Source organism: Thermoactinomyces sp. CICC 10521, assembly GCF_016055135.1.
GTDB classification, from domain to species: domain Bacteria; phylum Bacillota; class Bacilli; order Thermoactinomycetales; family Thermoactinomycetaceae; genus Thermoactinomyces_A; species Thermoactinomyces_A daqus.
In genome coordinates, this window is the sequence record NZ_JAECVZ010000019.1 from 38639 (window position 1) to 60906 (window position 22268).

Annotated in this window: 22 protein-coding genes and 1 riboswitch; all 22 genes read right to left on the reverse strand. The window is 49.6% G+C overall.

Annotated elements, in window-relative coordinates; all coding sequences use genetic code 11:
- Nucleotides 1-89 precede the first annotated feature (89 nt).
- Nucleotides 90-2381 carry a 5-methyltetrahydropteroyltriglutamate--homocysteine S-methyltransferase gene (gene metE / locus I8U17_RS12875; RefSeq protein ID WP_198059510.1) on the reverse strand — a complete coding sequence of 764 codons (2292 nt, stop codon included), beginning with the start codon at nt 2379-2381 and terminating at the stop codon, nt 90-92.
- Nucleotides 2382-2524: 143 nt separating this feature from the next.
- A riboswitch (cobalamin riboswitch) is annotated at nt 2525-2728 on the reverse strand.
- A 208-nt stretch (nt 2729-2936) separates the two neighbouring features.
- Nucleotides 2937-4610 (reverse strand): ribonuclease J1, encoded by a 1674-nt coding sequence (gene rnjA / locus I8U17_RS12880; protein WP_033099635.1) that lies wholly within the window; start codon nt 4608-4610, stop codon nt 2937-2939.
- Between the two features lie 183 nt (nt 4611-4793).
- Entirely contained in the window at nt 4794-5666 is an 873-nt protein-coding gene (gene dapA, locus I8U17_RS12885; RefSeq protein WP_198059511.1) for a 4-hydroxy-tetrahydrodipicolinate synthase, read from the reverse strand.
- Between the two features lie 28 nt (nt 5667-5694).
- Nucleotides 5695-6924 (reverse strand): aspartate kinase, encoded by a 1230-nt coding sequence (gene dapG, locus I8U17_RS12890; RefSeq protein WP_033099633.1) that lies wholly within the window; start codon nt 6922-6924, stop codon nt 5695-5697.
- 14 nt (nt 6925-6938) lie between these two features.
- Nucleotides 6939-7976: an aspartate-semialdehyde dehydrogenase gene (locus I8U17_RS12895; protein WP_033099632.1), complete on the reverse strand. Its 1038-nt coding sequence runs from the start codon at nt 7974-7976 to the stop codon at nt 6939-6941.
- Nucleotides 7977-8079: 103 nt separating this feature from the next.
- Nucleotides 8080-8682: a dipicolinate synthase subunit B gene (locus I8U17_RS12900; protein ID WP_033099716.1), complete on the reverse strand. Its 603-nt coding sequence runs from the start codon at nt 8680-8682 to the stop codon at nt 8080-8082.
- Nucleotides 8683-8690: 8 nt separating this feature from the next.
- On the reverse strand, nt 8691-9587 hold the full coding sequence (gene dpsA / locus I8U17_RS12905) for a dipicolinate synthase subunit DpsA (RefSeq protein ID WP_198059512.1): 897 nt from the start codon (nt 9585-9587) through the stop codon (nt 8691-8693).
- Between the two features lie 109 nt (nt 9588-9696).
- Nucleotides 9697-9939 carry a YlmC/YmxH family sporulation protein gene (locus I8U17_RS12910; protein ID WP_033099630.1) on the reverse strand — a complete coding sequence of 81 codons (243 nt, stop codon included), beginning with the start codon at nt 9937-9939 and terminating at the stop codon, nt 9697-9699.
- Nucleotides 9940-10165: 226 nt separating this feature from the next.
- A complete protein-coding gene (locus I8U17_RS12915) occupies nt 10166-10348 on the reverse strand; it encodes a Spo0E family sporulation regulatory protein-aspartic acid phosphatase (RefSeq protein WP_033099629.1) in 183 nt (60 codons plus the stop codon).
- 15 nt (nt 10349-10363) lie between these two features.
- A complete protein-coding gene (gene dut, locus I8U17_RS12920; RefSeq protein ID WP_033099628.1) occupies nt 10364-10807 on the reverse strand; it encodes a dUTP diphosphatase in 444 nt (147 codons plus the stop codon).
- A complete protein-coding gene (locus I8U17_RS12925) occupies nt 10804-12054 on the reverse strand; it encodes a M16 family metallopeptidase (protein WP_033099627.1) in 1251 nt (416 codons plus the stop codon). Before I8U17_RS12925 ends, dut begins: the two co-directional genes overlap by 4 nt.
- Nucleotides 12055-12135: 81 nt before the next feature.
- Complete coding sequence (locus I8U17_RS12930; protein ID WP_232331085.1) at nt 12136-13101, reverse strand: polysaccharide deacetylase family protein; 966 nt, start codon at nt 13099-13101, stop codon at nt 12136-12138.
- A gap of 110 nt (nt 13102-13211) precedes the next feature.
- The gene (pnp, locus tag I8U17_RS12935; protein WP_033099625.1) at nt 13212-15329 is read right to left on the reverse strand and encodes a polyribonucleotide nucleotidyltransferase; all 2118 of its coding nucleotides are present in this window, start codon (nt 15327-15329) and stop codon (nt 13212-13214) included.
- Between the two features lie 131 nt (nt 15330-15460).
- Nucleotides 15461-15730 (reverse strand): 30S ribosomal protein S15, encoded by a 270-nt coding sequence (gene rpsO, locus I8U17_RS12940; protein WP_033099624.1) that lies wholly within the window; start codon nt 15728-15730, stop codon nt 15461-15463.
- A 142-nt stretch (nt 15731-15872) separates the two neighbouring features.
- Nucleotides 15873-16817, reverse strand: a complete 945-nt coding sequence (gene ribF, locus I8U17_RS12945; RefSeq protein ID WP_198055737.1) for a riboflavin biosynthesis protein RibF — start codon at nt 16815-16817, stop codon at nt 15873-15875.
- Nucleotides 16817-17725 (reverse strand): tRNA pseudouridine(55) synthase TruB, encoded by a 909-nt coding sequence (gene truB / locus I8U17_RS12950; protein ID WP_198055736.1) that lies wholly within the window; start codon nt 17723-17725, stop codon nt 16817-16819. Before truB ends, ribF begins: the two co-directional genes overlap by 1 nt.
- Nucleotides 17722-18696 carry a DHH family phosphoesterase gene (locus I8U17_RS12955; protein WP_033099621.1) on the reverse strand — a complete coding sequence of 325 codons (975 nt, stop codon included), beginning with the start codon at nt 18694-18696 and terminating at the stop codon, nt 17722-17724. Before I8U17_RS12955 ends, truB begins: the two co-directional genes overlap by 4 nt.
- The gene (gene rbfA / locus I8U17_RS12960; protein ID WP_033099620.1) at nt 18696-19052 is read right to left on the reverse strand and encodes a 30S ribosome-binding factor RbfA; all 357 of its coding nucleotides are present in this window, start codon (nt 19050-19052) and stop codon (nt 18696-18698) included. The genes I8U17_RS12955 and rbfA overlap by 1 nt, the downstream gene beginning before the upstream one ends.
- A 26-nt stretch (nt 19053-19078) precedes the next feature.
- Nucleotides 19079-19363, reverse strand: a complete 285-nt coding sequence (locus I8U17_RS12965; RefSeq protein ID WP_033099619.1) for a DUF503 domain-containing protein — start codon at nt 19361-19363, stop codon at nt 19079-19081.
- Nucleotides 19363-21666, reverse strand: a complete 2304-nt coding sequence (gene infB, locus I8U17_RS12970) for a translation initiation factor IF-2 (protein ID WP_198055812.1) — start codon at nt 21664-21666, stop codon at nt 19363-19365. Before infB ends, I8U17_RS12965 begins: the two co-directional genes overlap by 1 nt.
- Before the next feature lie 23 nt (nt 21667-21689).
- On the reverse strand, nt 21690-21989 hold the full coding sequence (locus I8U17_RS12975) for a YlxQ family RNA-binding protein (protein ID WP_033099617.1): 300 nt from the start codon (nt 21987-21989) through the stop codon (nt 21690-21692).
- Nucleotides 21982-22266 (reverse strand): RNase P modulator RnpM, encoded by a 285-nt coding sequence (gene rnpM, locus I8U17_RS12980; protein WP_033099616.1) that lies wholly within the window; start codon nt 22264-22266, stop codon nt 21982-21984. Before rnpM ends, I8U17_RS12975 begins: the two co-directional genes overlap by 8 nt.
- Nucleotides 22267-22268: the final 2 nt, after the last annotated feature.

The following is a 22268-nucleotide window of genomic DNA, read 5'->3' on the forward strand; positions in this document are numbered from 1 at the left end:
ATGGCCTTGGATTCATTACCCACTGCGCCGACCTCTCCGTTGATCCCAATCCGGCATTGTTCCGGAAATTACCCCGTTCTGCAGATTGTTCAGCACTCGGACAAACGATTACGGACAATCTGTGTCGCTTTCACCATATTTTTCAGTGAAGCGACGGTTTCCTCAACTCCACGGGTTTTTAAGCCGCAATCAGGATTAACCCAGAATAGTTCAGGTTCCAGAACTTGCAGGCCGCGTTCAATGATGGCAATGATTTCATCAGCGGACGGAATTCGCGGACTGTGGATATCATATACTCCCAGTCCGATTCCTTTGTCATAGTCATAATCTGTAAACGCAGATACCAATTCCCCGTGGCTTCGCGATGTTTCGATTGAAATCACATCCGCATCCAACCGGCTTATGGAGTCGATAAAGTCATGAAACTCACAGTAGCACATATGCGTATGGATTTGCGTCGTGTCTTTCACCGAAGAAGTCGTTAGGCGAAATGCCTTCACTGCCCAATCCAAATACTCCTTCCGTGACGATTTTTTAAGCGGCAATCCCTCCCTGAGGGCTGGTTCATCCACTTGGATCATCTTTATTCCGGAAGCTTCCAACGCTTCCACTTCTTTTCTCAATGCCAGAGCAATCTGCCAGGCCACTTGCTGTCTCGGCAGATCATCACGAACGAATGACCAATTCAAGATGGTTACGGGCCCTGTAATCATTCCCTTGACCGGTTTTTCCGTGAGGGATTGGGCAAAAACACTTTCCTTCACACTCATGGGTTCAAGAAACTCCACATCACCATAAATGATGGGTGGTCTTACACAGCGCGATCCATATGACTGAACCCACCCATTCTGCGTAAAGGCAAACCCTCCCAGCTTCTCACCAAAAAACTCCACCATATCGGTCCGTTCAAATTCCCCGTGAACCAGAACATCGAGCCCGATCTCTTCTTGAATATGGATCCAGTTTTTGATTTGCTTCCGGATAAATTCATCATAACGCTCTCCTGTCCACTCTCCCTTTCTCCACTTTCGCCTGGCTTGCCGCACTTCTGAAGTCTGCGGAAAACTCCCGATCGTCGTGGTCGGCAACAGCGGGAGTTTCAATACGTCCTGTTGCTTCTTTCGCCGCTCCTCAAACGGGAGGTTACGTTGCAGATGATGAGTTTGCAGATTTTCGACAGACCGATGCACTTCCGCACGGTTTCTCACCGGGGATTGAGCCAATTGACGCAGTGCCGCACGGCTGTTGTCCAATCTCTCCGAAACAGTGTGGAAACCATGGTTAAACCCTTTGACCAAAGCGGCGATTTCATCCAGTTTTTCATCGGCAAAAGCGAGTGCATTTTTTATTTCCGGTTCCAAATAAGTCTCATGTTTGACGGAGACAGGAACATGCAACAAACTGCAGGATGGTTGCAGCCATATGCGGTCCGGGGAAACATAACCGGTGATTTCCCTGATCAACTCCGATTTTTTCGGCAAATCCGAACGCCAAACATTTCTCCCGTCAACCAGCCCAACCCCCAGCACTTTGTCAGCAGGAAAACCATACATTTTGATATATTCAAGATTCTTCTCCAAACCGTATGCAAAATCCAGCCCAATCCCTTGGACGGGCAAATCGATCAGCTCCGGATACCATTCGGCATAATCAAAATAAGTTTGCAGCATGATGCAAAGCTGAGGGGCTGCTTCGTGCAATTGCCTGTAAATGTATGCGACCGTTTCCATCTCTTCTTTGCTGATGGATGTAACCAGAACCGGTTCATCAAATTGAATCCACTCAACGCCTTCCTGCTCCAATTCCTGCAAGATTTGCACATACAACGGCATCAACTGCAAGATAAACGCAGGCAGCTGTGCGCGTTCGTACCCCTTGGAAAGTTTTATAAACGTATAAGGCCCGACAATCACCGGCTTCCCTTGAATCCCCAGTTTTTCTTTTGCCTCGCGATAAGCTTTAAGAGGTTTATTTTCCGTCAGGGTTGGTTGCACTCCCTCATATTCCGGAACAATGTAGTGATAATTCGTGTTAAACCATTTTGTCATTTCACAGGCAACTGCTGTCTGATTTCCTCGCGCCATCGAAAAATAAATATGAAGCGGAACTTCTCCTCCTTCATGGCGAAACCGTTTTGGTACCAGCCCAAACATGACAGCCATATCCAACATATGATCATAAAACGTAAAATCGCCCACAGGGATCAAATCGATTCCATGATCTTTTTGCTTTTGCAGATGCGACAGACGAATCTGTTCCATTCGTTTAAGAAAATCGGCTTCTTCCAATTTTCCTGCCCAAAACGCTTCCAGAGCCTTTTTCCACTCGCGATTTTCCCCAATGCGCGGATAGCCTAAGTTACTGCTTTTGATCCCGCTCATTCTGCAAACCTCCCATATGAGTTCATACATAATAAAAAAGCATTCCCAACGTTCACAGAGAGCGTTAGAAATGCGAAAATAAGCAGGATCAGACAGACGAACCCCTTCACTTTTCTAACACCTCCCTATCTCCCGTAGGTCAAGCAGTGTTGTCAGAATAGGCAGGTCTCCTGGCTCCAGGATCTTCACCAGCTAAACCGCCTTCCCAATCCAGTCAAGGATCAGTGACATCATCTTTTTAGCTGATTCCCCTGTCACAGTGGCGGGACCGCACCGGATTCACACCGGTTTCCCTATTAAACTTTAGAGATGGCTTCCTCTAAAGTACCTATTCCCACTATTTTCATTTGTTTTTGCTATTATAAAGGATCATCAAAGAAAGAACAAGAACAAATTGCTGAATTGTTTTTTTACTGTCCCAAAAACAGATTTCCTCCATGCGCCCATAACACAATCCGTTTATAAATGTTGTCAGCAATCGATTTTACCTCAAATTAAAAAGCCACAACCCCTGATGTTTCAAGGGTTGCAGCCTCTTGTGCGGTTTAGATCCGATTATACTTCCATGATGATTGGCAGAATCATGGGACGGCGGCGGGTTTTCTCAAACAAGAATTTGCTTAGCGCATCACGAATACTTGTTTTCAGGGAAGCCCACTCGCTCACTTGTTCCCTCATACATTTTTCCATCGTTTGGCTTACAATGCGATTCGCTTCTTCCAAAAGCTGTTCTGATTCGCGAACGTAGACAAAGCCGCGCGAAATAATATCCGGACCGGAAAGAATCGTACCGTTTGTTTTACTTAGGGTAACCACAACGACTAAAATGCCGTCTTGGGAGAGTAGTTTACGATCTCTTAGTACGATGTTTCCAACATCTCCAACGCCTAGTCCGTCAATCAGCACTTTCCCTGTCTGAATTTTGGGACCATATCTCGCTTTTCCGTCTGAGAATTCGACTGTATCTCCGTTGTCACAGATAAAAATATTTTCTGGGCGCACTCCCACAGATTCGGCAAGTTGGGCGTGAGCACGCAACATGCGGTACTCACCGTGAATCGGAATAAAATATTTGGGTTTCATCAGGCTTAGCATCAGTTTCAAATCTTCTTGAGAACCATGTCCTGACACGTGAACATGAGAAGTCGTACTGTAAACGACATCAGCGCCGATGCGGAACAGCTGGTCAACAGTGCGGCCGATCAATTTTTCATTCCCCGGAATCGGCGTCGCGGCGATGATCACCGTATCGCCGGGCAAAATCTCCACTTTCCGGTGGGAAGCGTTTGCCATGCGCGTAAGTGCAGACATCGATTCCCCCTGGCTGCCGGTGGAAATCACCGCAACCTTGTTGGCCGGAAGGTGATTAATTTCATCCGGATCTATCAATAAATCTGATGGAATCTCCAGATAACCCAATTCCGAGGCGATATTTACCACATTCACCATACTGCGTCCGACCACCGCCAATTTCCGCCCGTACGTGTGGCAAGCGTCCACCACTTGCTGGATGCGGTGTATGTTGGAGGCAAATGTGGCTACAATGACCCGTTGCTTCGCTTTCCGAAATACTTCTTTAATTCCGTCACCAACCGTGCGTTCCGAACCGGTAAACCCGGGACGTTCTGCGTTGGTACTGTCCGACAACAAACATAAAACGCCTTTTTTCCCTATTTCCGCCATTTTGTGCATGTCGGCCACACGACCCCCGACAGGGGTCAAATCAAATTTGAAATCACCCGTATGCACCACAGCCCCTTCGGGAGTCTCAATGCAGACTCCGACCGAGTCCGGAATGCTGTGGTTCGTATTGAAAAACGTGGCCTTCAAATGGGAACCTAATTTGATTTCCGACTGGTTATTGATCACATGCCGTTTCGTGTCATTCAGCAGATGTGCTTCTCGAAGCTTATGTTCGACCAATCCCATTGTCAGTTTCGTCGCGAAAATGGGAACGTTTAGTTGCCGCAAGATATATGGAAGACCGCCAATATGATCCTCGTGTCCATGTGTTAAGATAATTCCGCGTACTTTCTCCCGATTCTCAACAAGATACGTGATGTCCGGAATGACAATGTCGATTCCCAACATGTCCTCTTCAGGGAACATTAAGCCCGAGTCAATGACGACAATGTCATTCTCGTACTGCACCACATACATGTTTTTTCCGATTTCATCCAACCCACCGAGAGCAAAAACGTAGAGTTTGCCCCGCTGGTTTTTTGTCACAAATGTACCTCCTATATATTCTGTTGTCGTCACCCTAAACCGCACAAATCTCACTTGTTCTCATTATATACGATCAAAAAATATGTATGCAACCAATTCTTGTTGAAACGGAGCTGAAGAAATCATCGCGATTGAGGAAAAATGAGAAAAACCGACCTGCACATACAGATCGGCTCATTCTGATTATAATAATTCCCTGATCCATTCATCCGTTGCCGCCCTTTGCAGTTCATCCATTTCTGTGAGCGGCAACCGGACATAAGGCTCCGACCAGCCCTTTTGCGCCATCGCATACTTTAACGGCACAGGGCTGGATGTGATAAACAAACCGTGGAAGACGGGCAACAGTTTCTGATGAATGGCGATCGCCTTCTGATTGTCACCGGCAAAAAAGGCATCGATCATCTCTTTTATCTCTCTGCCGACCAAATGACTGGCCACACTGACCACACCGGCTCCGCCCACAGCCAGCACCGGCAGGGTGATTCCGTCATCGCCGCTGTAAACGGCCACATCCGGGGAAATGGAAGCGATCAGGTTGGAGATTTGCCCCATGTTTTCGCTCGCCTCTTTGATCGCCACGACCTGATCCAATTCGGCCAGGCGCTGCATCGTATCAACAGTCATATTGACACTGGTGCGCCCGGGGACATTGTAAAGCATGACCGGCAGTGACGTCGCAGACACAATCGCCTTAAAATGTTGCACCAGTCCCTCTTGCGAAGGCTTGTTATAATACGGTGCAACCAGCATGATTCCGTCGACACCGATCTCTTCCGCCTCTTTGGTCAGTTCGATGCTTTGCTGTGTATTGTTGCTGCCGGTTCCCGCAATCACTTTCACGCGTCCGGCCACTTTCTCTTTGGTAAAACGGAACAAAGCCAATTTCTCTTCGTGAGTCAAAGTAGGCGATTCGGCTGTTGTTCCTGAAACGACGATCCCGTCGCTCCCCGTTTCGATCAAGCGCTCAATGCATTCTTCCAGCCGGGGCCAATCAATTTCGTTTTCCTTGGTGAACGGGGTGTACATCGCAGTAATTAACCGGCCAAAAAACATATCTCTCACTCCATTTCCAAATGCACGCTCACGCATAATTGAGATTATGCAGGTTAAATTTCCGGTGAAGGGCACGAATGGCTTTTACCATATCTTCTCCGTGCACCAGCACCCAGATCGTCGTATGCGAATCGGCCGACTGCAAAATTTGTACATCTTCTTCAGTCAGCGCTTCAGAGATTTTCGCCATAACCCCCGGCACCCCGGCAATGCCCGCACCAACGACCGAAACTTTGGCACAGCCGCGGGAAAGTTCCGGAGTTAATCCCAAGTCGCTGATGATGGCTGCTGCCTGGTCGGCAAGGTCATCATAAACCGTATAAGCGATCTCACACGGATTGACACTGATGAAGTCGACACTGATCCCATGGTCGGCCATCGCTTTAAACACGCTTACCTGCCAATCATATTGGCCCTGGTTTACACGGATTTTTATTTGCGTCACATTGGGCATCTGTGTAATCCCGATAATCGTGGTTTCCCGCACTTCACTGGCCGGGCGGTCGATTTCCGTCAAATGCGTCACCAGTGTTCCCTTATGATCCGACATCGTCGACCGCACGCGAATCGGGATTTGCGTTTGCATGGCAATTTCAACGGCCCGCGGGTGGATCACTTTGGCCCCCTGAAACGCCAGGTTGCACATCTCGGTATACGTAACCTGTTCCAGTTGGGCGGCATCTTCAACAATGCGCGGATCAGCGGTCATGATCCCTTCGACATCAGTGAAAATATCCACATATTCTGCATGCAAAGCGGCCCCCAAAGCGGTCGCGGTCGTATCGCTGCCGCCCCGGCCCAATGTCGTGATCTCCCCATCGGTTGTCTGCCCTTGAAAACCGGTCACGATCACGACATTTCCTTTTTCCAGTTCATGTTTGACCCGCTTGGGATTGACGGTAATAATCTGTGCGTTGGTATGATGATTATTCGTAATGATTCCCGCTTGTCCACCAGTCAGTACACAGTTTTGAATTTCATGTTTTGTTAAGAGGGAAGAAATCGTGGCGGCGGAAATAATTTCACCACAGCTCATCAACAAGTCTTTTTCGCGCGGAGTGATTACGTCCCCATATTGTTTGGAAATACTTAATAGTGTATCTGTTGCATAGGGGTCTCCCTTTCTCCCCATCGCAGAAACCACGACGACCAGACGATATTCTTCGGCCAGCGCCTTGCGAATATGATGCAATACGCGCTGGCGCTGTTCGGGGGTCGCCACTGAGGTTCCGCCAAATTTCTGTACGATGATCCTCATGGTGTATCCCTTCTCTATCTTTCATTTTCAATGAGTACTTCCGCAATTTGAATCGCATTGGTGGCTGCCCCTTTGAGCAGATTGTCGGAAACGACCCACAGGTTGAGTCCGCGCGGATGATTCAGGTCACGCCGCAGCCGTCCGACAAACACCTCGGTGCGATCCGCAGAATGAAGCGGCATCGGGTAAATTTGCCCGGCAATGTCATCCTGAACCACAATTCCCGGCATCTCGCTTAAAAGTGCCCGAACCTCATCCAATTCAAAATCTGATTTTAATTCCACATAAACAGATTCGCTGTGTCCGCGGAAAACCGGTACGCGCACACATGTCGCCGTTACGCCGATCGAGTCATCGGCAAAGATTTTTTTCGTCTCACGGACCATTTTCATCTCTTCCAGGGTAAACCCGTTTTCTTCAGCTACATCCACTTGCGGAATCACATTAAAAGCCATTTGGTAATGCCGATCCAATTTTCCCACCGGAAGCACACTGGCGGTCACTTCATCCCCGTTCAAACTCGCCTTCGTTTGCTGCTCCAGCTCGTGGATCGCCTGCCAGCCGGCTCCCGAAACAGCCTGGTAGGTGGAAACGATCACGCGTTCGATGCCGTAGCGATCATACAGCGGTTTTAGTGCAACGACCATTTGAATGGTTGAACAGTTTGGATTGGCAATAATCCCTTTATGATTTTTCGCCGCTTCCGGATTTACTTCCGGCACCACCAGGGGAACTTCCGGATCCATCCGAAACGCATTGGAATTATCAATCACAACCGCTCCTCTTTTCGCCGCTTCCGGCGCGAGCACCTTACTGACACCGCCGCCCGCACTGAACAGGGCAAAGTCAACACCGGCAAAGCTCTCCGGCGTCGCTTCTTCGACCACCACTTCTTCCCCGCGAAAAGTGATCGTTTGCCCGGCAGATCTTTTGGATGCAAGAGGGCGCAATTCTTTTACCGGAAAATTTCGTTCATCCAAATACTTGAGCATTTGTTGTCCCACAGCCCCGGTTGCTCCGACGACAGCTACTGTGTATTCCCTGTTTGCCACTCAATTTCCCTCCAATAATCCTGATCATATGGGAGTCGTCCTCCAAACAGCAAAAAAGCAGGCAATTGGAGGACGTCTGTCTTATTGCGAAAGCTCTTATCTATTATGAAGTGAAATCGCGATATTTTTCAACTATTAATGGTTGCAACTGCCTTCCTTCAATGGCTGACAAACAGGTTTCGGGGATCAGTTCCATCCGCGCCACCATTGATTTCGGCTTTTTTTCCGGAGCATCCTGACCAAAAGGAACAAAATATACATCTTTTGTTGTCAGCAGACAGGCCAGATTCTTTGCGTTCAACCCCAGCGCGTCGTTGGTGGAAATGGCCAACACGACCGGCCGGTGATTGCGCATCTGCGCCTTGGCGGCCATCAGCACCGGCCCATCTGTCATCGCATTTGCCAGACGCGATAATGTATTCCCCGTACAAGGGGCAATCACCAGGCAATCCAAAGTTTTGGCGGGGCCGAGAGGTTCAACCTCGGGGATGGACATAAGCGGTTCCTGCCCGGTAATTTCTTTGATTTTTCGCTTCCAATACTCCGCCGTCCCAAACCGGCTGTCCACCGTTGCGACGGTATGGGAAATAATCGGAACCACTTTTGCCTCCATTTCAACCAATCGCTGCATTTGCGGCAGAACCTCGTCATGCGTGCAGTGGGACCCTGTCATGGCAAAACCGATTGTCAATCCGGCAAAGCTGATCTCCCTCACTACACGGCTCCCTCCTTTTGCAATTCGGTTGTCATCAGTTGCGTGATGGTTCGGGCGAGGATACGACCCGCCGTCTTCGGCGCCACTATACCCGGCAAACTCGGAGCCAAAATCGCCTTGATTCCCCGTTTCTCGGCAAAGGTGTAATCCACTCCGCCCGGTTTGGAAGCCAGATCAATGATCACCACATCATGAGGAACTTGTGCCAGCACTGTGGAAGTGATAATGAGGGCGGGAATCGTATTAAAAATCAAATCGGCATTGCGGACATACTGAGCCAAATCCTCGATATCGAACGATTCCATCCCCATTTCAAAGACCCTTGCTTTATAGGCGGAACCACGCACCCCCACCTTGACCCGTGCCCCGATTGCATGAAGCGTTCTCGCCAGCGACATCCCGCATCTTCCCAGCCCGAGAACGATGCATTCAGAACCGTGGATGGTGATGTCCGTATTTTGGATCGCCATCATCAATGCTCCCTCCACGGTCGGAATCGAGTTATAAATGGCAACGTCATCCCGCTCCATCAGTTCAAACAGAGCGATCTGATATTTTTGGCAGAGATTTTTCAAATATTGTGTTGCCATCCCAGCAAACATCAGGCATTGCTTGGGAAGCGCCGCCACATGTTCTTCTGTGAGCACCAGGGTTTTGGAGGTAAATACGCTGTTTACCATCCCGTACTCATCTGTTCCGATAATGGGTAAAACGAGGACATCAGCCTGCCTCAACACATCTGCCGATAATTCCTTCAAGGTCGCGCCGCTGAGGGGGCTTTGCAAATTGTCATAACCGATGAGACTTACCCTGGCATCCATCTGGATACAGCTTTTTATAACTTCCAACTGTCTCGCATCTCCACCGAGGAAGACAACATGCTTACCTTCCAGCATATGCAATTAACTCCTTTCCCCGGAAGAATAAGTACACAAAAAGGCATTGCCAACTAATCAATCCTTGCTTGCATCATATGAGGGTGTTGGGTATTCGGTTCCGCACTTTTTATCCTTTCTGCTCAGCCGTGCTGATGATCACCATCTCCGGCCCCACTTTTTTGACCAGACGCCAGGATAATTCAATCTGCCGCGATTTCTTTTTGAACCACGAGGAACCCACCGGGATCAAAATGGATTCGATTTTTCCGGTCTGCGGGTGAAAAGTCAGATCCGCATGCAAAAAGTTTCCCAGTCGCTCACCGTTAACCAAATCAATGCATTCCTTTTCGGCAAATTCACTCCAACGCATATTTCTCCTCCATTTTTGCTCAGCATGATAAAAAAACTTTCTTTACCTCATATTTATGAACGGAAAAAGCAAAACATAAGAAAAATCCCCCCGCTGTTGCAGGGGAAAATAAACATTCCTCTTATCGCAAGCACGATCCGGGGGAAAGCCTGAACAGACCCGTTCCTCATTGCGCTTTGACACAAAAAAGCCCGGGGGATTATCTGATGCGCCCCCCAGGCTTTCTTTATTGACAACACTTTTTTTTGGCTTTTTGCACTTCGAGGATGAGCAGATCCAACTTCATGGAAAGCGGCAAGACTTCCGCAGCTCCCAAGCGAACGGGTTCACCGCTCACAAACTGATACAGCTCATGCCTGAGCCGCTCCAATTCTTCTTCCACTGCCTTGCATGGCAAGATTTCAGCCATGAAGATCCCCTCTTCCTATTTGCCGGTATGACCAAACCCACCTGCACCGCGAGCTGTTTCATCCAACTGCTCCACGATCTCCAACGATACCTGCGGCACCTCTGCGAAGACAAGCTGGGCAATGCGATCTCCGCGTTCAACGCTAAACGGTTCATCCCCCAAATTAAGCAAAATGACACCAATTTCGCCCCGATAGTCAGCGTCGATCGTACCGGGAGAATTGAGAACGGTGATCCCCTGCTTTAAGGCCAGGCCACTTCGGGGCCGTACTTGCGCTTCCAGGCCCGTCGGCATGGAAACGGCGATTCCGGTAGGGATCAACTTCCATTTCCCCGGCTCGATCACGGATGTTTCCTTTACCGCTGCATGAAGGTCAAATCCGCTGGAACCAATGGACATTTTTGTTGGAAGAGGCAAATCTTCGTTTCCTTGTAGTTGAATAACTTTGACACCGATCAAGCGAGTTCCTCCCTGAAACCTTCTGGTATTTTACCGTCAGGTGAGATGAGAGCCAGCGACATGGGAGAGGTGAAAAGCTCACAAGCCAGCTCATTGACATCATTTAAGGTAATCCGCTCCACACTGTCCACGATTTCATCCATGGACAGATGCCTTCCCAGCAGAAGCTCATTTCTTCCCAAACGGCTCATGCGATTGTTTGTGCTCTCCAAGCCCAACATCAAACTGCTTTTCAGCTGTTCTTTTGCTTTGTTCAATTCATCAGCGGTCAATCCATGCCGTTTCACTTGCTCCAGTGTCTGGCAAATGCATTCGCACACTTCTTCTTCCTGGCCATGCTTGGTTCCGGCATAAACGGCAAACACGCCCCCATCGCGATGCGCGGAGTGATATGAGTAAACAGAATAAGCGAGGCCCCGCTCTTCCCGGATTTCCTGGAACAAACGCGAACTCATGTTTCCTCCGAGAACATTATTAAGTAAAACCAGCGTATAAATGCGTGAATCCCGAATCGAAAGTCCCGGAAGGCCAATGCAGAGATGAGTCTGTTCCGTCGGCTTTTGTCTTACTTTCACCCCCGGCACAAATCGGAGGGGATTCGTCCCTTTGACCGCCGACTTTCCTTGAAATCCGCCAAATGATGCGACGATTTGGTCGTAATAATCATCCGGCAGATTCCCGGCCACCGCAACCACCACCTGGTCCGGCGTATAATGATCCTTTTTGTATTCAAGCAGGGCTTCTCTCGTAAAGCGGAGGACCGTCTCCTCATTTCCGAGCACGGGATAGCTGAGAGTGTGATTCCCGAGTGAGGCGACCGACAGCAAATCGTGAACCAAGTCGTCCGGTGTATCTTCCACCATGCGAATTTCCTCAACAATCACCTTTTTCTCTTTTTCAATTTCGCCCTCGGCAAAAACGGAGCCAAAAAACATATCCGTGAGAATTTCCAGAGCGGTGGAAAAATGTTGATCCAGCACTTTTCCGTAATAGCAGGTGATTTCTTTGGAAGTAAATGCGTTGACATGGCCGCCGATCGCATCAAAAGCCTCCGCCAGCTGCCTCGCCGATCTTTTTTCCGTCCCCTTGAACATCATGTGCTCAATAAAATGGGAAATTCCGTTATTTTGTTGATTTTCATCTTTTGAACCCGCACCCACCCAGATGCCCAGCGCGACAGAGCGGACATGCGGGATTTTCTCGGCGACGATCCGAACCCCGTTTGGCAACGTATGTTTTACGATCAAGTAAGATCCTCCTTATCCACGGCAAGAGAGCATTAATCAAGCAGTATCCATACTATAACAAAACTTGCATATCCGCTCAAATCAATCTGCCCGATTGGATGAAAGAACTTCACCGACCGTTGTCCATTTTAATCCTTTTCTCTTCCCCTCACGCAAAATTTGCCGCAAAGCTTTTACCGTCCGGTCTGTCGGATGCGTCAACAAAAGGTGACCTGGTCCGAGTTCCCTTTTCACTTTGGTAACCATCATCCCCGGGGAGACGGATTTGCGCCAATCGACAGTGTCAACAGTCCATAAAACCGTTTGCAGCTGGTGCTTGGCTGCGACTTCACATACCATCCGGTTAAAATCACCTGCGGGAGGAGCAAACCATTTGCTTTTGGTGTTCAACGTTCGCTCAATCAGGGACTCGGTTTTCCCGATTTCCCGTTCCATTTGATTCCTGCTAATTTTGCTCATCAACGGATGCGAATAAGCGTGATTGCCGATCTCATGCCCGTCGGCTGCGATTCGCCGTGCCATGTCCGGATTTTTTTCCAGCCACGAACCATCAAGAAAAAATGTGGCTTTTACCTTTTCCTCTTTCAATATCTTTAGCATGTCAGGAATATATTCCGTGCCCCAGGCCACATTCACCATCAAAGCAACCGCTTTTTTTCGTTCATTCCCACGGTAAACCGGTTGGGGACCGAGATCGCTCAAAGAGACTTTCGGGGGAATCTCCCGATAAACCCAAACGATTTTCGACTGATCTTTTTGTCTGAGAGTCCGTCGCACCGTTTCTTCTATGTTCACTTCCCTGCCATTTAGGCCGGGAATCGCTTTCCATACCCGATCAACCCGTGCATCAATCGGTTTTATGTAATACTTGGCTGCCTCTTTTTTCACCCGTTCATAAAGCGGGTTTTCTTCATCAAAATAATGAAATACCTGTATTGATTTATGATTTTTCACAGATGCCACATAAGATTCGATTACTGGTGTTTGCACCAAGACGACCATAAAAACAACAGACAAGAGTATGGATGCCGCCCGGATCGGAAACAAGGCTTGTCACCTCCTTTTTTCCTACCATATGCGGGCAGGCATCTTCCTATTCTTCCCCTGAAAACGTAAAAAAAGAGACAGATCGCTCTGACTCTTTTGTTGCTTCCCTGTCACGATTCTTTTTTCTTATCCGCCTGCTCCTTCAGAAGCACTTTCCGGGATAAGTTAATCCGGCCTTGGTCGTCGATCTCTGTCACTTTCACCATGATCGAATCACCGACCTTGACTACATCGCTCACCTTGCCCACACGGTTGATATCCAATTGGGAAATATGGACAAGCCCCTCTTTTCCAGGGAAGAGTTCCACAAATGCGCCGTATTTTTCCACGCGCTTCACTTTGCCGAGATAGGTTTCTCCCACGGCGACTTCGCGCACCAGATCTTCAATGATCTGTTTTGCCCGTTCATTTTGTGTGGGATCGGGCGAAGCGATGTAAATGCGTCCGTCTTGCTCAATATCGATCTTGACGCCGGTCTCCTCGATAATTTTATTGATGACGCGACCGCTCGGGCCAATCACATCGCGAATTTTGTCAGGATGAATTTTCATTGTGAGGATCTTGGGCGCATACGGCGAGAGCTCTTTTCTCGGTTCGGAAATCACTTCGGCCATATGATCCAGGATAAACAGGCGCGCTTTCCGCGCTTGATCAAGGGCGCGCTCCAGGATCTCCCGGTCGATCCCTTCAATTTTAATATCCATTTGCAGCGCTGTTACCCCTTTTCGGGTACCCGCCACCTTGAAATCCATATCGCCGAGATGGTCTTCCATGCCTTGGATGTCAGTCAGGACAACCACATTGTCTCCCTCTTTGACCAATCCCATGGCAATCCCGGCCACCGGCGCTTTAATTGGCACCCCGGCACTCATCAAGGCGAGGGTGGATGCACAAATGCTCGCTTGGGAAGTGGAACCGTTTGATTCCAAAACTTCGGAAACAAGGCGAATCGTATACGGGAATACCTCTTCGGAGGGGATCACCGGTTCCAGGGCCCGTTCCCCCAAAGCACCATGTCCGATCTCCCTGCGTCCGGGTGCACGAATCGGTTTCGCTTCGCCCACGCTGAAAGGAGGGAAATTATAATGATGCATAAACCGCTTGGACTCTTCCAGATCAAGCCCGTCCAAAATCTGCACATCACCGAGCGCACCCAAGGTACAAACGCTGAGAACCTGCGTCTGTCCCCGTTTGAACAAACCGGAACCGTGCGTGCGGGGCAGAATATCGATTTCGCTGGACAGAGGGCGGATCTCGTCGTATTTCCGTCCATCCGGCCGCTTTTCTTCTTCCAAGATAAGACGGCGTACTTGTTCTTTTACGATCTGATCGAATACGTGGAAAATCTCGCTTTCTTTTTCCGCATATTCCTCCTCGGCCATCTCTTGCGCCAATTGCTGTGCCACCTGTTCTTTCACTTGGTCAATCGCATCTTGGCGCGCCTGCTTTTCCGTCACCTGAACCGCGTCAATGATCGCCGAAGTTGCCAGTTCGCGTACCCGCTGGTTGATGGTTTCATCCACCTGATACAGCTGTGTCTCCATTTTTGGAAGACCCACTTGGCTCACAATCTGTTCCTGGAAGGCAACCAGCTCTTTGATTACCTCATGGCCGAAAAGAATCCCTTCCAAGATCACCGATTCGGGGATTTCATCAGATCCGGCTTCCACCATGTTGATTCCGTCTTTGGTGCCGGCCACGACCAGGTGCATTTCCGATTTTTCCATCTGCTCCACTGTCGGATTGATGACGAACTTCCCGTCGACCCTGCCGACCACGACACCGCCGATCGGCCCTTTAAAAGGAATGTCGGAAATGGAAAGTGCTGCCGAGGCCCCGATCAGAGCAGCAATCTCAGAGGAACAATCCTGATCGACCGACATTACGGTTGTCACCACTTGGACTTCATGGCGAAACCCTTCATCAAAAAGCGGACGGATCGGACGGTCGATCAGCCTTGAAGCAAGAATCGCTTTTTCACTGGGCCGTCCTTCGCGTTTGATAAAACCGCCCGGGATTTTTCCTACTGCATACAACCGCTCTTCATAATTGACCGTGAGCGGGAAAAAATCCGTGTCCCGCGGCTCCTTGGAAGCTACGGCTGTGGCCAAAACCGCCGTCTCCCCATAGCGAACCATGACGGAACCATTTGCCTGACCAGCAAATTTTCCAACTTCTAAGATCAGTTTACGACCTGCGAGCATCGTTTCAAATATTGCCGGTTCCATGTTACAGTATTTTCCTCCTCTCGAAAACGTACATAAACAATCCATAATTCTTCATATGTACATTATGATCCTTCTCCGGTCATTTTAAAAGACAATAAGTTAAAAAGCGGGGCAAATGCCCCACTTTTTGGCTATCGACGCAATCCGAGTTTTTCAATCAGCTCGCGATAACGGGTAATGTCTTTGTTCTTCAGGTAGTTGAGCAAATTACGGCGTTGCCCTACCATTTTCAAAAGACCACGGCGGGAATGATGATCTTTTTTGTGGTCTTTCAGGTGAGCGTTCAGCTCATTGATGCGATGGGTCAAAATCGCAATTTGCACTTCCGGAGATCCTGTATCTCCTTCATGCTTTTTAAATTGGTCAATGATTTCTTTTTTGCGTTCGTTTGTCAATGCCATTGTGTATCCTCCTTTTGCTAAAACCCCCGTGACCCAGAGTATCGCCGAGGCATCGATCCACCGAGCCAGGGTTAAACCCAGCAGACAGCGCCTGCTGACACCGGATAAGTATATCACAGGAAAGCACGGAGTACAATAACCATTATTCTACAAATTCTTTCAGCCAGTTCTCCGCGTATTCCCGATCGGACTGAATTTGCTTAATTAATTCGTCCACAGAGGGAAACTTCTTCTCTTCCCGGATAAATGAGAGGAATTCCACTGATAAAATCTGTCCATATAACTGCACATTTTTCCCCAGAAGATGAACTTCCAGGCTCTCGCGGGGAACCGGGTCCGCAAAGGTGGGACGAACCCCGATATTCATAATCCCATATGATTTTTCACCGCCGACTGAAGCACTGACGATGTATACGCCCCGTTTGGGCACAAGATAAGGATCAAGCAAATCGAGGTTGGCAGTGGGAAAACCGATCTTCCGTCCTCTCTGGTCCCCGGTCACCACTTTCCCTTTCAGCTCATAGGGACGGCCCAGAATTCGGCAGGCAACTTCTACATCTCCCGCATCCAGCGCCTGACGCAAGCGGGTGCTGGATGCGGCGATTTCTCCTGACAAGATCGGCTCAACAATGCGCGTCACAAACCGGCCCCGGGCGAGAAGCGGGAGGTCGGACGCCTTTCCGGCGGCACATCGGCCAAACGTAAAATTAAAGCCGGTGACAATCCCTTTGACCCCCAGCGGATGCAATACTTTCTCCACAAAATCTTCCTTCTTGAGCGAGGCAAAATCAAGGTCGAATTTTATAACATACGTTCGCTGTACTCCCAACTTCGCAAACTGATCCAGCTTGGCCGGAAGCGGAGTCAGGTAGCGATTCACGCCCGCCTGCCCCAACACCTCTCGCGGATGGGGATGAAACGTCATGACCGCCGGCACCGCATCCAGTTCTTTAGCCAGCATGACCGCTTCCTTGATCACAGCCTGATGCCCGAGATGCACACCGTCAAAATAACCGATCGCAAGCACAATTTTTTGCGCTTTTGGATCTTGTTTCTCAATCGGATAAGTTAAAAATATCGTTTCCATCAACATTCCACTTCCCGAAACACTTTTTCCGGTTTCGCCAATCCGCCGGGCATCACTCGATACAAAGCACAAAATCGTCCGGATTCCGAGTAAACCCGCACCAGGCTTCCCGATGCAGGCAAGCCTGAAAACCGAAGTTCCCAACCGTCCAGGACGCGTTTGACATCTTCATCACCAACAACCAGCGATGGCCATAAGCTGAGCGCATCGCCGGGGGAAACGAGATATTCTCCCAGCTTTTGCTGCTCTGCCGCCTGGGCGAGTTCTTCCAACATCCAGCAATCTTCCAAGTGAAACGGACCGCTTTGCGTGCGGACAAGCCCGGTCATGTGGGCAGGGTAACCGAGCGCTCGTCCGAGATCGACGCAAAGCGTACGGACATAAGTCCCTTTGGAACACAGGACATCAAACGAAATCTTGGGATAAGGTGTATCTTCGATCCCCAGCAGATGCAGTTCATAAATGAAGACTTTCCGCGAAGGACGCTCAATCTCTTTTCCCTCACGAGCCAGTTCATACAGTTTCTTTCCTTTGATCTTTACCGCAGAATACATCGGCGGAACCTGCTCAATCTCTCCTGTAAAGCGGCTGAAAATCGCTTCAACACAAGGATGATCCAATTTTTCCACGGAATCTGCCTTTGCCGTGATTTCACCCGTCTGGTCTTCCGTATCGGTAGAGATTCCCACCATAAACGAACCGCGGTACCGCTTCGGCATGGCCTGAATATACTCGGCTATGCGGGTCGCTTGTCCCAAACAAACAGGCAGCACGCCCTCCACTTCCGGATCAAGCGTGCCTGTATGTCCCACTTTTTTTTGTCCTGCCAAACGCCTCACTTTGGCCACAACGTCGTGGGAAGTGAGCCCTTTTGGCTTAAATACCGGCAAAATCCCGTGGTATGTCATCTTTTTTCACACTCCAGTTCCAGGCGAAGGCGGGGAAGCATTTTTTCTTCCGCTTCCTTGAGCGAACCGTGAAAGGTGCATCCGGCTGCCCGGGCATGTCCACCGCCGCCAAACGCTTTGGCCACCTTTCCGACATCAACGAACTCCCGGGACCGCAAACTCACTTTTACCGTCCCGTCCTCCGTTTCCCGGAACAGGATTCCGACATCAACCCCCAAGATGTTTCGGGCGTAATTCACAATGCCATCCAGATCTTCATGTGACTGCAAAAAAGCGTCCGTATCCTTCCTGCTCAAACTCATCCAAGCCACAAGCCCGTCATCGGATCGGCGCAGGCTGGAGAGCGCTTTTTGCAGCAATTGAAGCTGTTCGATGGTCACCGTTTCAAGAACGGCATCGGCGATTTTGTGGGACTCGATGCCCGTATCCACCAGCTGTGCGGCAATTCTCAGGACTTTGGGGGTGGTGTTGGAATAGCGAAATCCGCCGGTATCAGTCAATAAACCGGTATAAAGATAACTGGCCAGCCGTTGATCTAGGGAAACCCCCGCCTGTTCAACCCAATCGAACAGAATCTCAACCGTCGCCGCCGCATCGGGCACGACGATGTTGACATCTCCAAAGCGTTCATTGGTCGCATGATGATCAATATTGATGATGAAGGCATCTTCTGCGAGCAACTGCCGGATGTTGCCCATCCGTTCCCGATCAGCACAATCGAGCGCGATCACATGACGAAAGCGCCCGCTAATCTGATCAGTGGAAACGATCTCTTTTGTTCCCTCCAGGATGAAAAATTTCTTGGGAACGGGGGATTCATTCACCATTGTCACCTGTTTGCCCCATCTTTTCAACAGGTATCCTGCGGCAAGGGTGGAGCTGACTGCATCTCCATCCGGATTGACATGAGATACAATCAGCACTTGATCCGCTTCGCTGATGAAATGTTGAAGAGACTCAAACCACACCATTATTCTTTAGTCCCCTCTGTTTTCACTTCGTAAAGCAAGCGGGAAATGTGTTCGCTGTGCTCCAGCGACTCATCCATCACAAACAGCAGCTCGGGAACGTGGCGCAACCGGATGCGGCGCCCGATTTCCGAACGGATATAACCTTTGGCTTTTTCCAGTGCGGACAGCGTTTCTCCTTTTTCTTGAGCGCTTCCCAATACGCTGATATACACTTTGGCAATTTGCAAGTCGCCCGTCATTTCCACCCTGGTGATGGTGACAAAGCCGATGCGCGGATCTTTGATCTCTTGCTGAATGATTTGGCTCAGCTCTTTCTTTACCTGTTCGCCGACACGGCTTACCCGAATGCGTGCCACCTTCAAAACCTCCTAACACTCTTGAGTTACACATATGTGACGACAGCATCGTAAATCTCTAGCTCATCGAAATTCTCGATGAGGCGAAGCGCCTGCTGCAGTTCCTGTTCAACCACTTTCCTGCTGCTGCCCACACCGACGACAGCGATTTCCGTCAACTGGCGATCATCTTGTTTTCCCGTTTCCGCCACCGATAGATTGAATTTGTTGCGAACCTTGGCTTGCACACTCTTGATGACACGGCGTTTATCTTTGAGGGAAGCGGAAGCAATCACCCGCCCTTTGATCTCCAGTAGGCCGATGACGCTCATTACTTCCGTTCCACTTCTTCAATCACATATACTTCGATAAGGTCGCCTTCTTTGATGTCATTATAGTTTTGCAGGGTTAAACCACATTCATACCCCTGTGCAACCTCTTTTACATCATCTTTAAAGCGTTTGAGCGTATCCAGTTTGCCATCGTGAATAACAACCCCATCGCGGATGATGCGGGCATTTCCATCGCGAACGATCTTGCCTTCGATGACATAACAGCCGGCGATGGTTCCCACTTTGGACACTTTGAAAATTTGCCGAACTTCGGCCGAACCGACCACTTTTTCTTCAAACTCCGGATCGAGCATTCCTTTCATGGCCGCTTCGATTTCTTCAATTACATTATAAATGACCCGGTGCAAGCGAATATCCACTTTTTCCTGTTCGGCCATGGAACGGGCATTGGGTTCGGGACGGACGTTAAACCCGATCACAATCGCATTGGATGCCGACGCCAGGATGATATCCGATTCGCTGATCGCTCCGACACCGGAGTGAATGATTTTTACGTTCACGCCTTCCACATCGATTTTTTCCAGTGAACTTTTCAGCGCTTCTGCCGAACCCTGAACGTCTGCCTTGATGATAATATTGAGATCTTTCACTTCGCCCTCTTTGATCTGTTTGAAGAGGTCATCCAGGCTGACACGGCTGCTGGCGCCACGCTCTTCCTCGATTCGCTTCTGCATCCGTTTCTCGGCGATGGCCCGCCCTTTTTTCTCATCTTCAAACACCATGAACTGGTCTCCCGGGCTTGGAACATCAGGCAAACCCAAAATCTCGACCGGAGTGGACGGCGGTGCGGTTTTAATGCGGCGACCGCGATCGTTGATCATCGCCCGGATTTTGCCGAAATAATTGCCGGCGACAATTCCGTCTCCCACCTTCAGTGTACCGTTTTGTACGAGAACCGTCGCAACCGCTCCGCGCCCCTTATCAAGCTCTGCTTCGATGACGACGCCGCGGGCACGTTTATTCGGATTTGCTTTCAGCTCTTGTACTTCAGCCACGAGCAAGACCATCTCGAGGAGATCTTCAATTCCGTTTCCCGTCAAAGCGGAAACAGGAACGAAGATGGTATCCCCGCCCCATTCTTCGGGAACCAGGCCGTGCTCCATCAGCTGCTGCTTAACCCGGTCAGGATTGACACCCGGTTTATCCATTTTGTTCACCGCGACGATAATCGGCACATTTGCCGCTTTGGCATGGTTGACCGCTTCGATTGTCTGCGGCATCACGCCATCATCGGCAGCGACGACCAAGATGGTGATATCTGTCACTTGTGCACCACGTGCCCGCATGGTCGTAAAGGCGGCGTGCCCCGGAGTATCCAGGAAGGTAATTTTCTTGCCGTTTACTTCTACCTGATAAGCGCCGATATGCTGGGTAATTCCGCCTGCTTCCCCCGCGGTGACGTTACTGTTGCGGATCTGATCGAGCAACGTGGTTTTACCGTGATCGACGTGGCCCATGATGGTGACAACCGGCGGACGTTCCACCAAATCCTCAGGTGCATCCACTTCTTCTTGCTCTTCAAAATTGGATTCATCCACTTCTTCTTTGTAAATGACGGTGACATCAAACTCTTCCGCGATCACGCTCATCGTCTCTACATCGATTTCCTGGTTGATGGTTGCCATGACGCCGTGGGAAATCAGCTTCTTGATCACCGCGGATGCTTCCCGGCGCAACAGTTTGGCAAAGTCAGCCACTGTGAGCGGGCCGGAAACGGTGATTTCCTTGGGCAGAACCGGAGCTTGTTTTTCCCGGTTTTCTCCCTTGCGGTCCCCTTTTTTACGGTTGCGCCCTTTCCCGCGCCCGATGGCAAAGTCTTTGGGCGGATCGTCTTTTAATTTGCTGAAACGGCCTTTTTTCGGATCTTCTTTTTTCGCGCGCTTCGGCTGCTCCACTTTATCCTTTGCCATGAAGCCGGCGGACTTTTGGACTTCCTCGGCGGCGGAAATCCGCGGCTGACGCCCTGGCGATTTCGGCTGATTTTGTCTCTGGTTCGGCCGGTTTGGACGCGAATTTCTCTTATTTCCCGACGGCCTTTGGCTTCTTGAACCTGACTGGTTTTGATTTTTCGCTTGTTGTTTCACTTTCTTCTCTCCCTGAGCCTTCTCTTTTGCTTCCGAAGGGGCTCCCCCTTCTTTATTCATGTGTTGTTCCACTTTCTGGATCATTCCTTCATCCAGTACGCTCATATGGTTGTTCACCTTCATGCCAACCTGTTCCAACAGATTGAGCATCTCTTTACTGGAAATTTTCATTTTTTTGGCATACTCGTAAACTCGCATTTTGGCCAATCGATTCACCCCCGTCAAGTACTTACCAGCTTGGCAAACGAACGGGCAAAACCCGCATCCGTCACGGCTACAACCACTCGTTCGTCTTTTCCAATCGCTTTCCCCAATTCTTGCCGCGTTCCGTAACGAATGAGCGGAACATCATAGGATGAACATTTATCTGTAACCTTCTTCTCGGCATTTTTAGCCGCATCCGTAGCCAGAAAAACGAGCTTAGCTCTTCCAGAACGTACTTCCTGCAAAACCAATTCTTCTCCGGACACTACCTTTTTCGCCCTCGTGGCAAGCCCGAGCAACTGCAGGATCTTATCCATCTGATCCGGGGTCAAGCGTTTTTACATAATCGCGAAGCTGGTCATAAAGTTCGGATGGTACTTGCACTTTGAGGGCTCTGTCCAATGCTTTCTTTTTCTGTGCCAAATCGATATACTCCATTTTTGCGCACAAGTAAGCACCGCGTCCTGATTTTTTTCCGGTCGGATCAATTACGATCTCATTTTCCGGTGTGCGCACAATGCGAACAAGGCTTTTTTTAGGAAACATCTCCTGCGATGCAACGCACTTGCGCATGGGAACTTTACGTTGCTTCATTT

What these genes read in the sequence shown, in the direction of transcription:
- metE (WP_198059510.1), bottom strand. Translation starts at nt 2,381, where the DNA reads ATGAGCGGGATCAAAAGCAGTAACTTAGGCTATCCGCGCATTGGGGAA.
- dapA (WP_198059511.1), bottom strand. Translation starts at nt 5,666, where the DNA reads ATGTTTTTTGGCCGGTTAATTACTGCGATGTACACCCCGTTCACCAAG.
- dapG (WP_033099633.1), bottom strand. Translation starts at nt 6,924, where the DNA reads ATGAGGATCATCGTACAGAAATTTGGCGGAACCTCAGTGGCGACCCCC.
- dpsA (WP_198059512.1), bottom strand. Translation starts at nt 9,587, where the DNA reads ATGCTGGAAGGTAAGCATGTTGTCTTCCTCGGTGGAGATGCGAGACAG.
- I8U17_RS12910 (WP_033099630.1), bottom strand. Translation starts at nt 9,939, where the DNA reads ATGCGTTGGAGTGAATTTGCCGAAAAGGAATGCATTGATTTGGTTAAC.
- I8U17_RS12915 (WP_033099629.1), bottom strand. Translation starts at nt 10,348, where the DNA reads ATGGCTGAAATCTTGCCATGCAAGGCAGTGGAAGAAGAATTGGAGCGG.
- pnp (WP_033099625.1), bottom strand. Translation starts at nt 15,329, where the DNA reads ATGGAACCGGCAATATTTGAAACGATGCTCGCAGGTCGTAAACTGATC.
- rpsO (WP_033099624.1), bottom strand. Translation starts at nt 15,730, where the DNA reads ATGGCATTGACAAACGAACGCAAAAAAGAAATCATTGACCAATTTAAA.
- ribF (WP_198055737.1), bottom strand. Translation starts at nt 16,817, where the DNA reads ATGGAAACGATATTTTTAACTTATCCGATTGAGAAACAAGATCCAAAA.
- truB (WP_198055736.1), bottom strand. Translation starts at nt 17,725, where the DNA reads ATGACATACCACGGGATTTTGCCGGTATTTAAGCCAAAAGGGCTCACT.
- I8U17_RS12955 (WP_033099621.1), bottom strand. Translation starts at nt 18,696, where the DNA reads ATGGTGTGGTTTGAGTCTCTTCAACATTTCATCAGCGAAGCGGATCAA.
- I8U17_RS12965 (WP_033099619.1), bottom strand. Translation starts at nt 19,363, where the DNA reads ATGAGCGTCATCGGCCTACTGGAGATCAAAGGGCGGGTGATTGCTTCC.
- infB (WP_198055812.1), bottom strand. Translation starts at nt 21,666, where the DNA reads ATGCGAGTTTACGAGTATGCCAAAAAAATGAAAATTTCCAGTAAAGAG.
- I8U17_RS12975 (WP_033099617.1), bottom strand. Translation starts at nt 21,989, where the DNA reads ATGGATAAGATCCTGCAGTTGCTCGGGCTTGCCACGAGGGCGAAAAAG.
- rnpM (WP_033099616.1), bottom strand. Translation starts at nt 22,266, where the DNA reads ATGAAGCAACGTAAAGTTCCCATGCGCAAGTGCGTTGCATCGCAGGAG.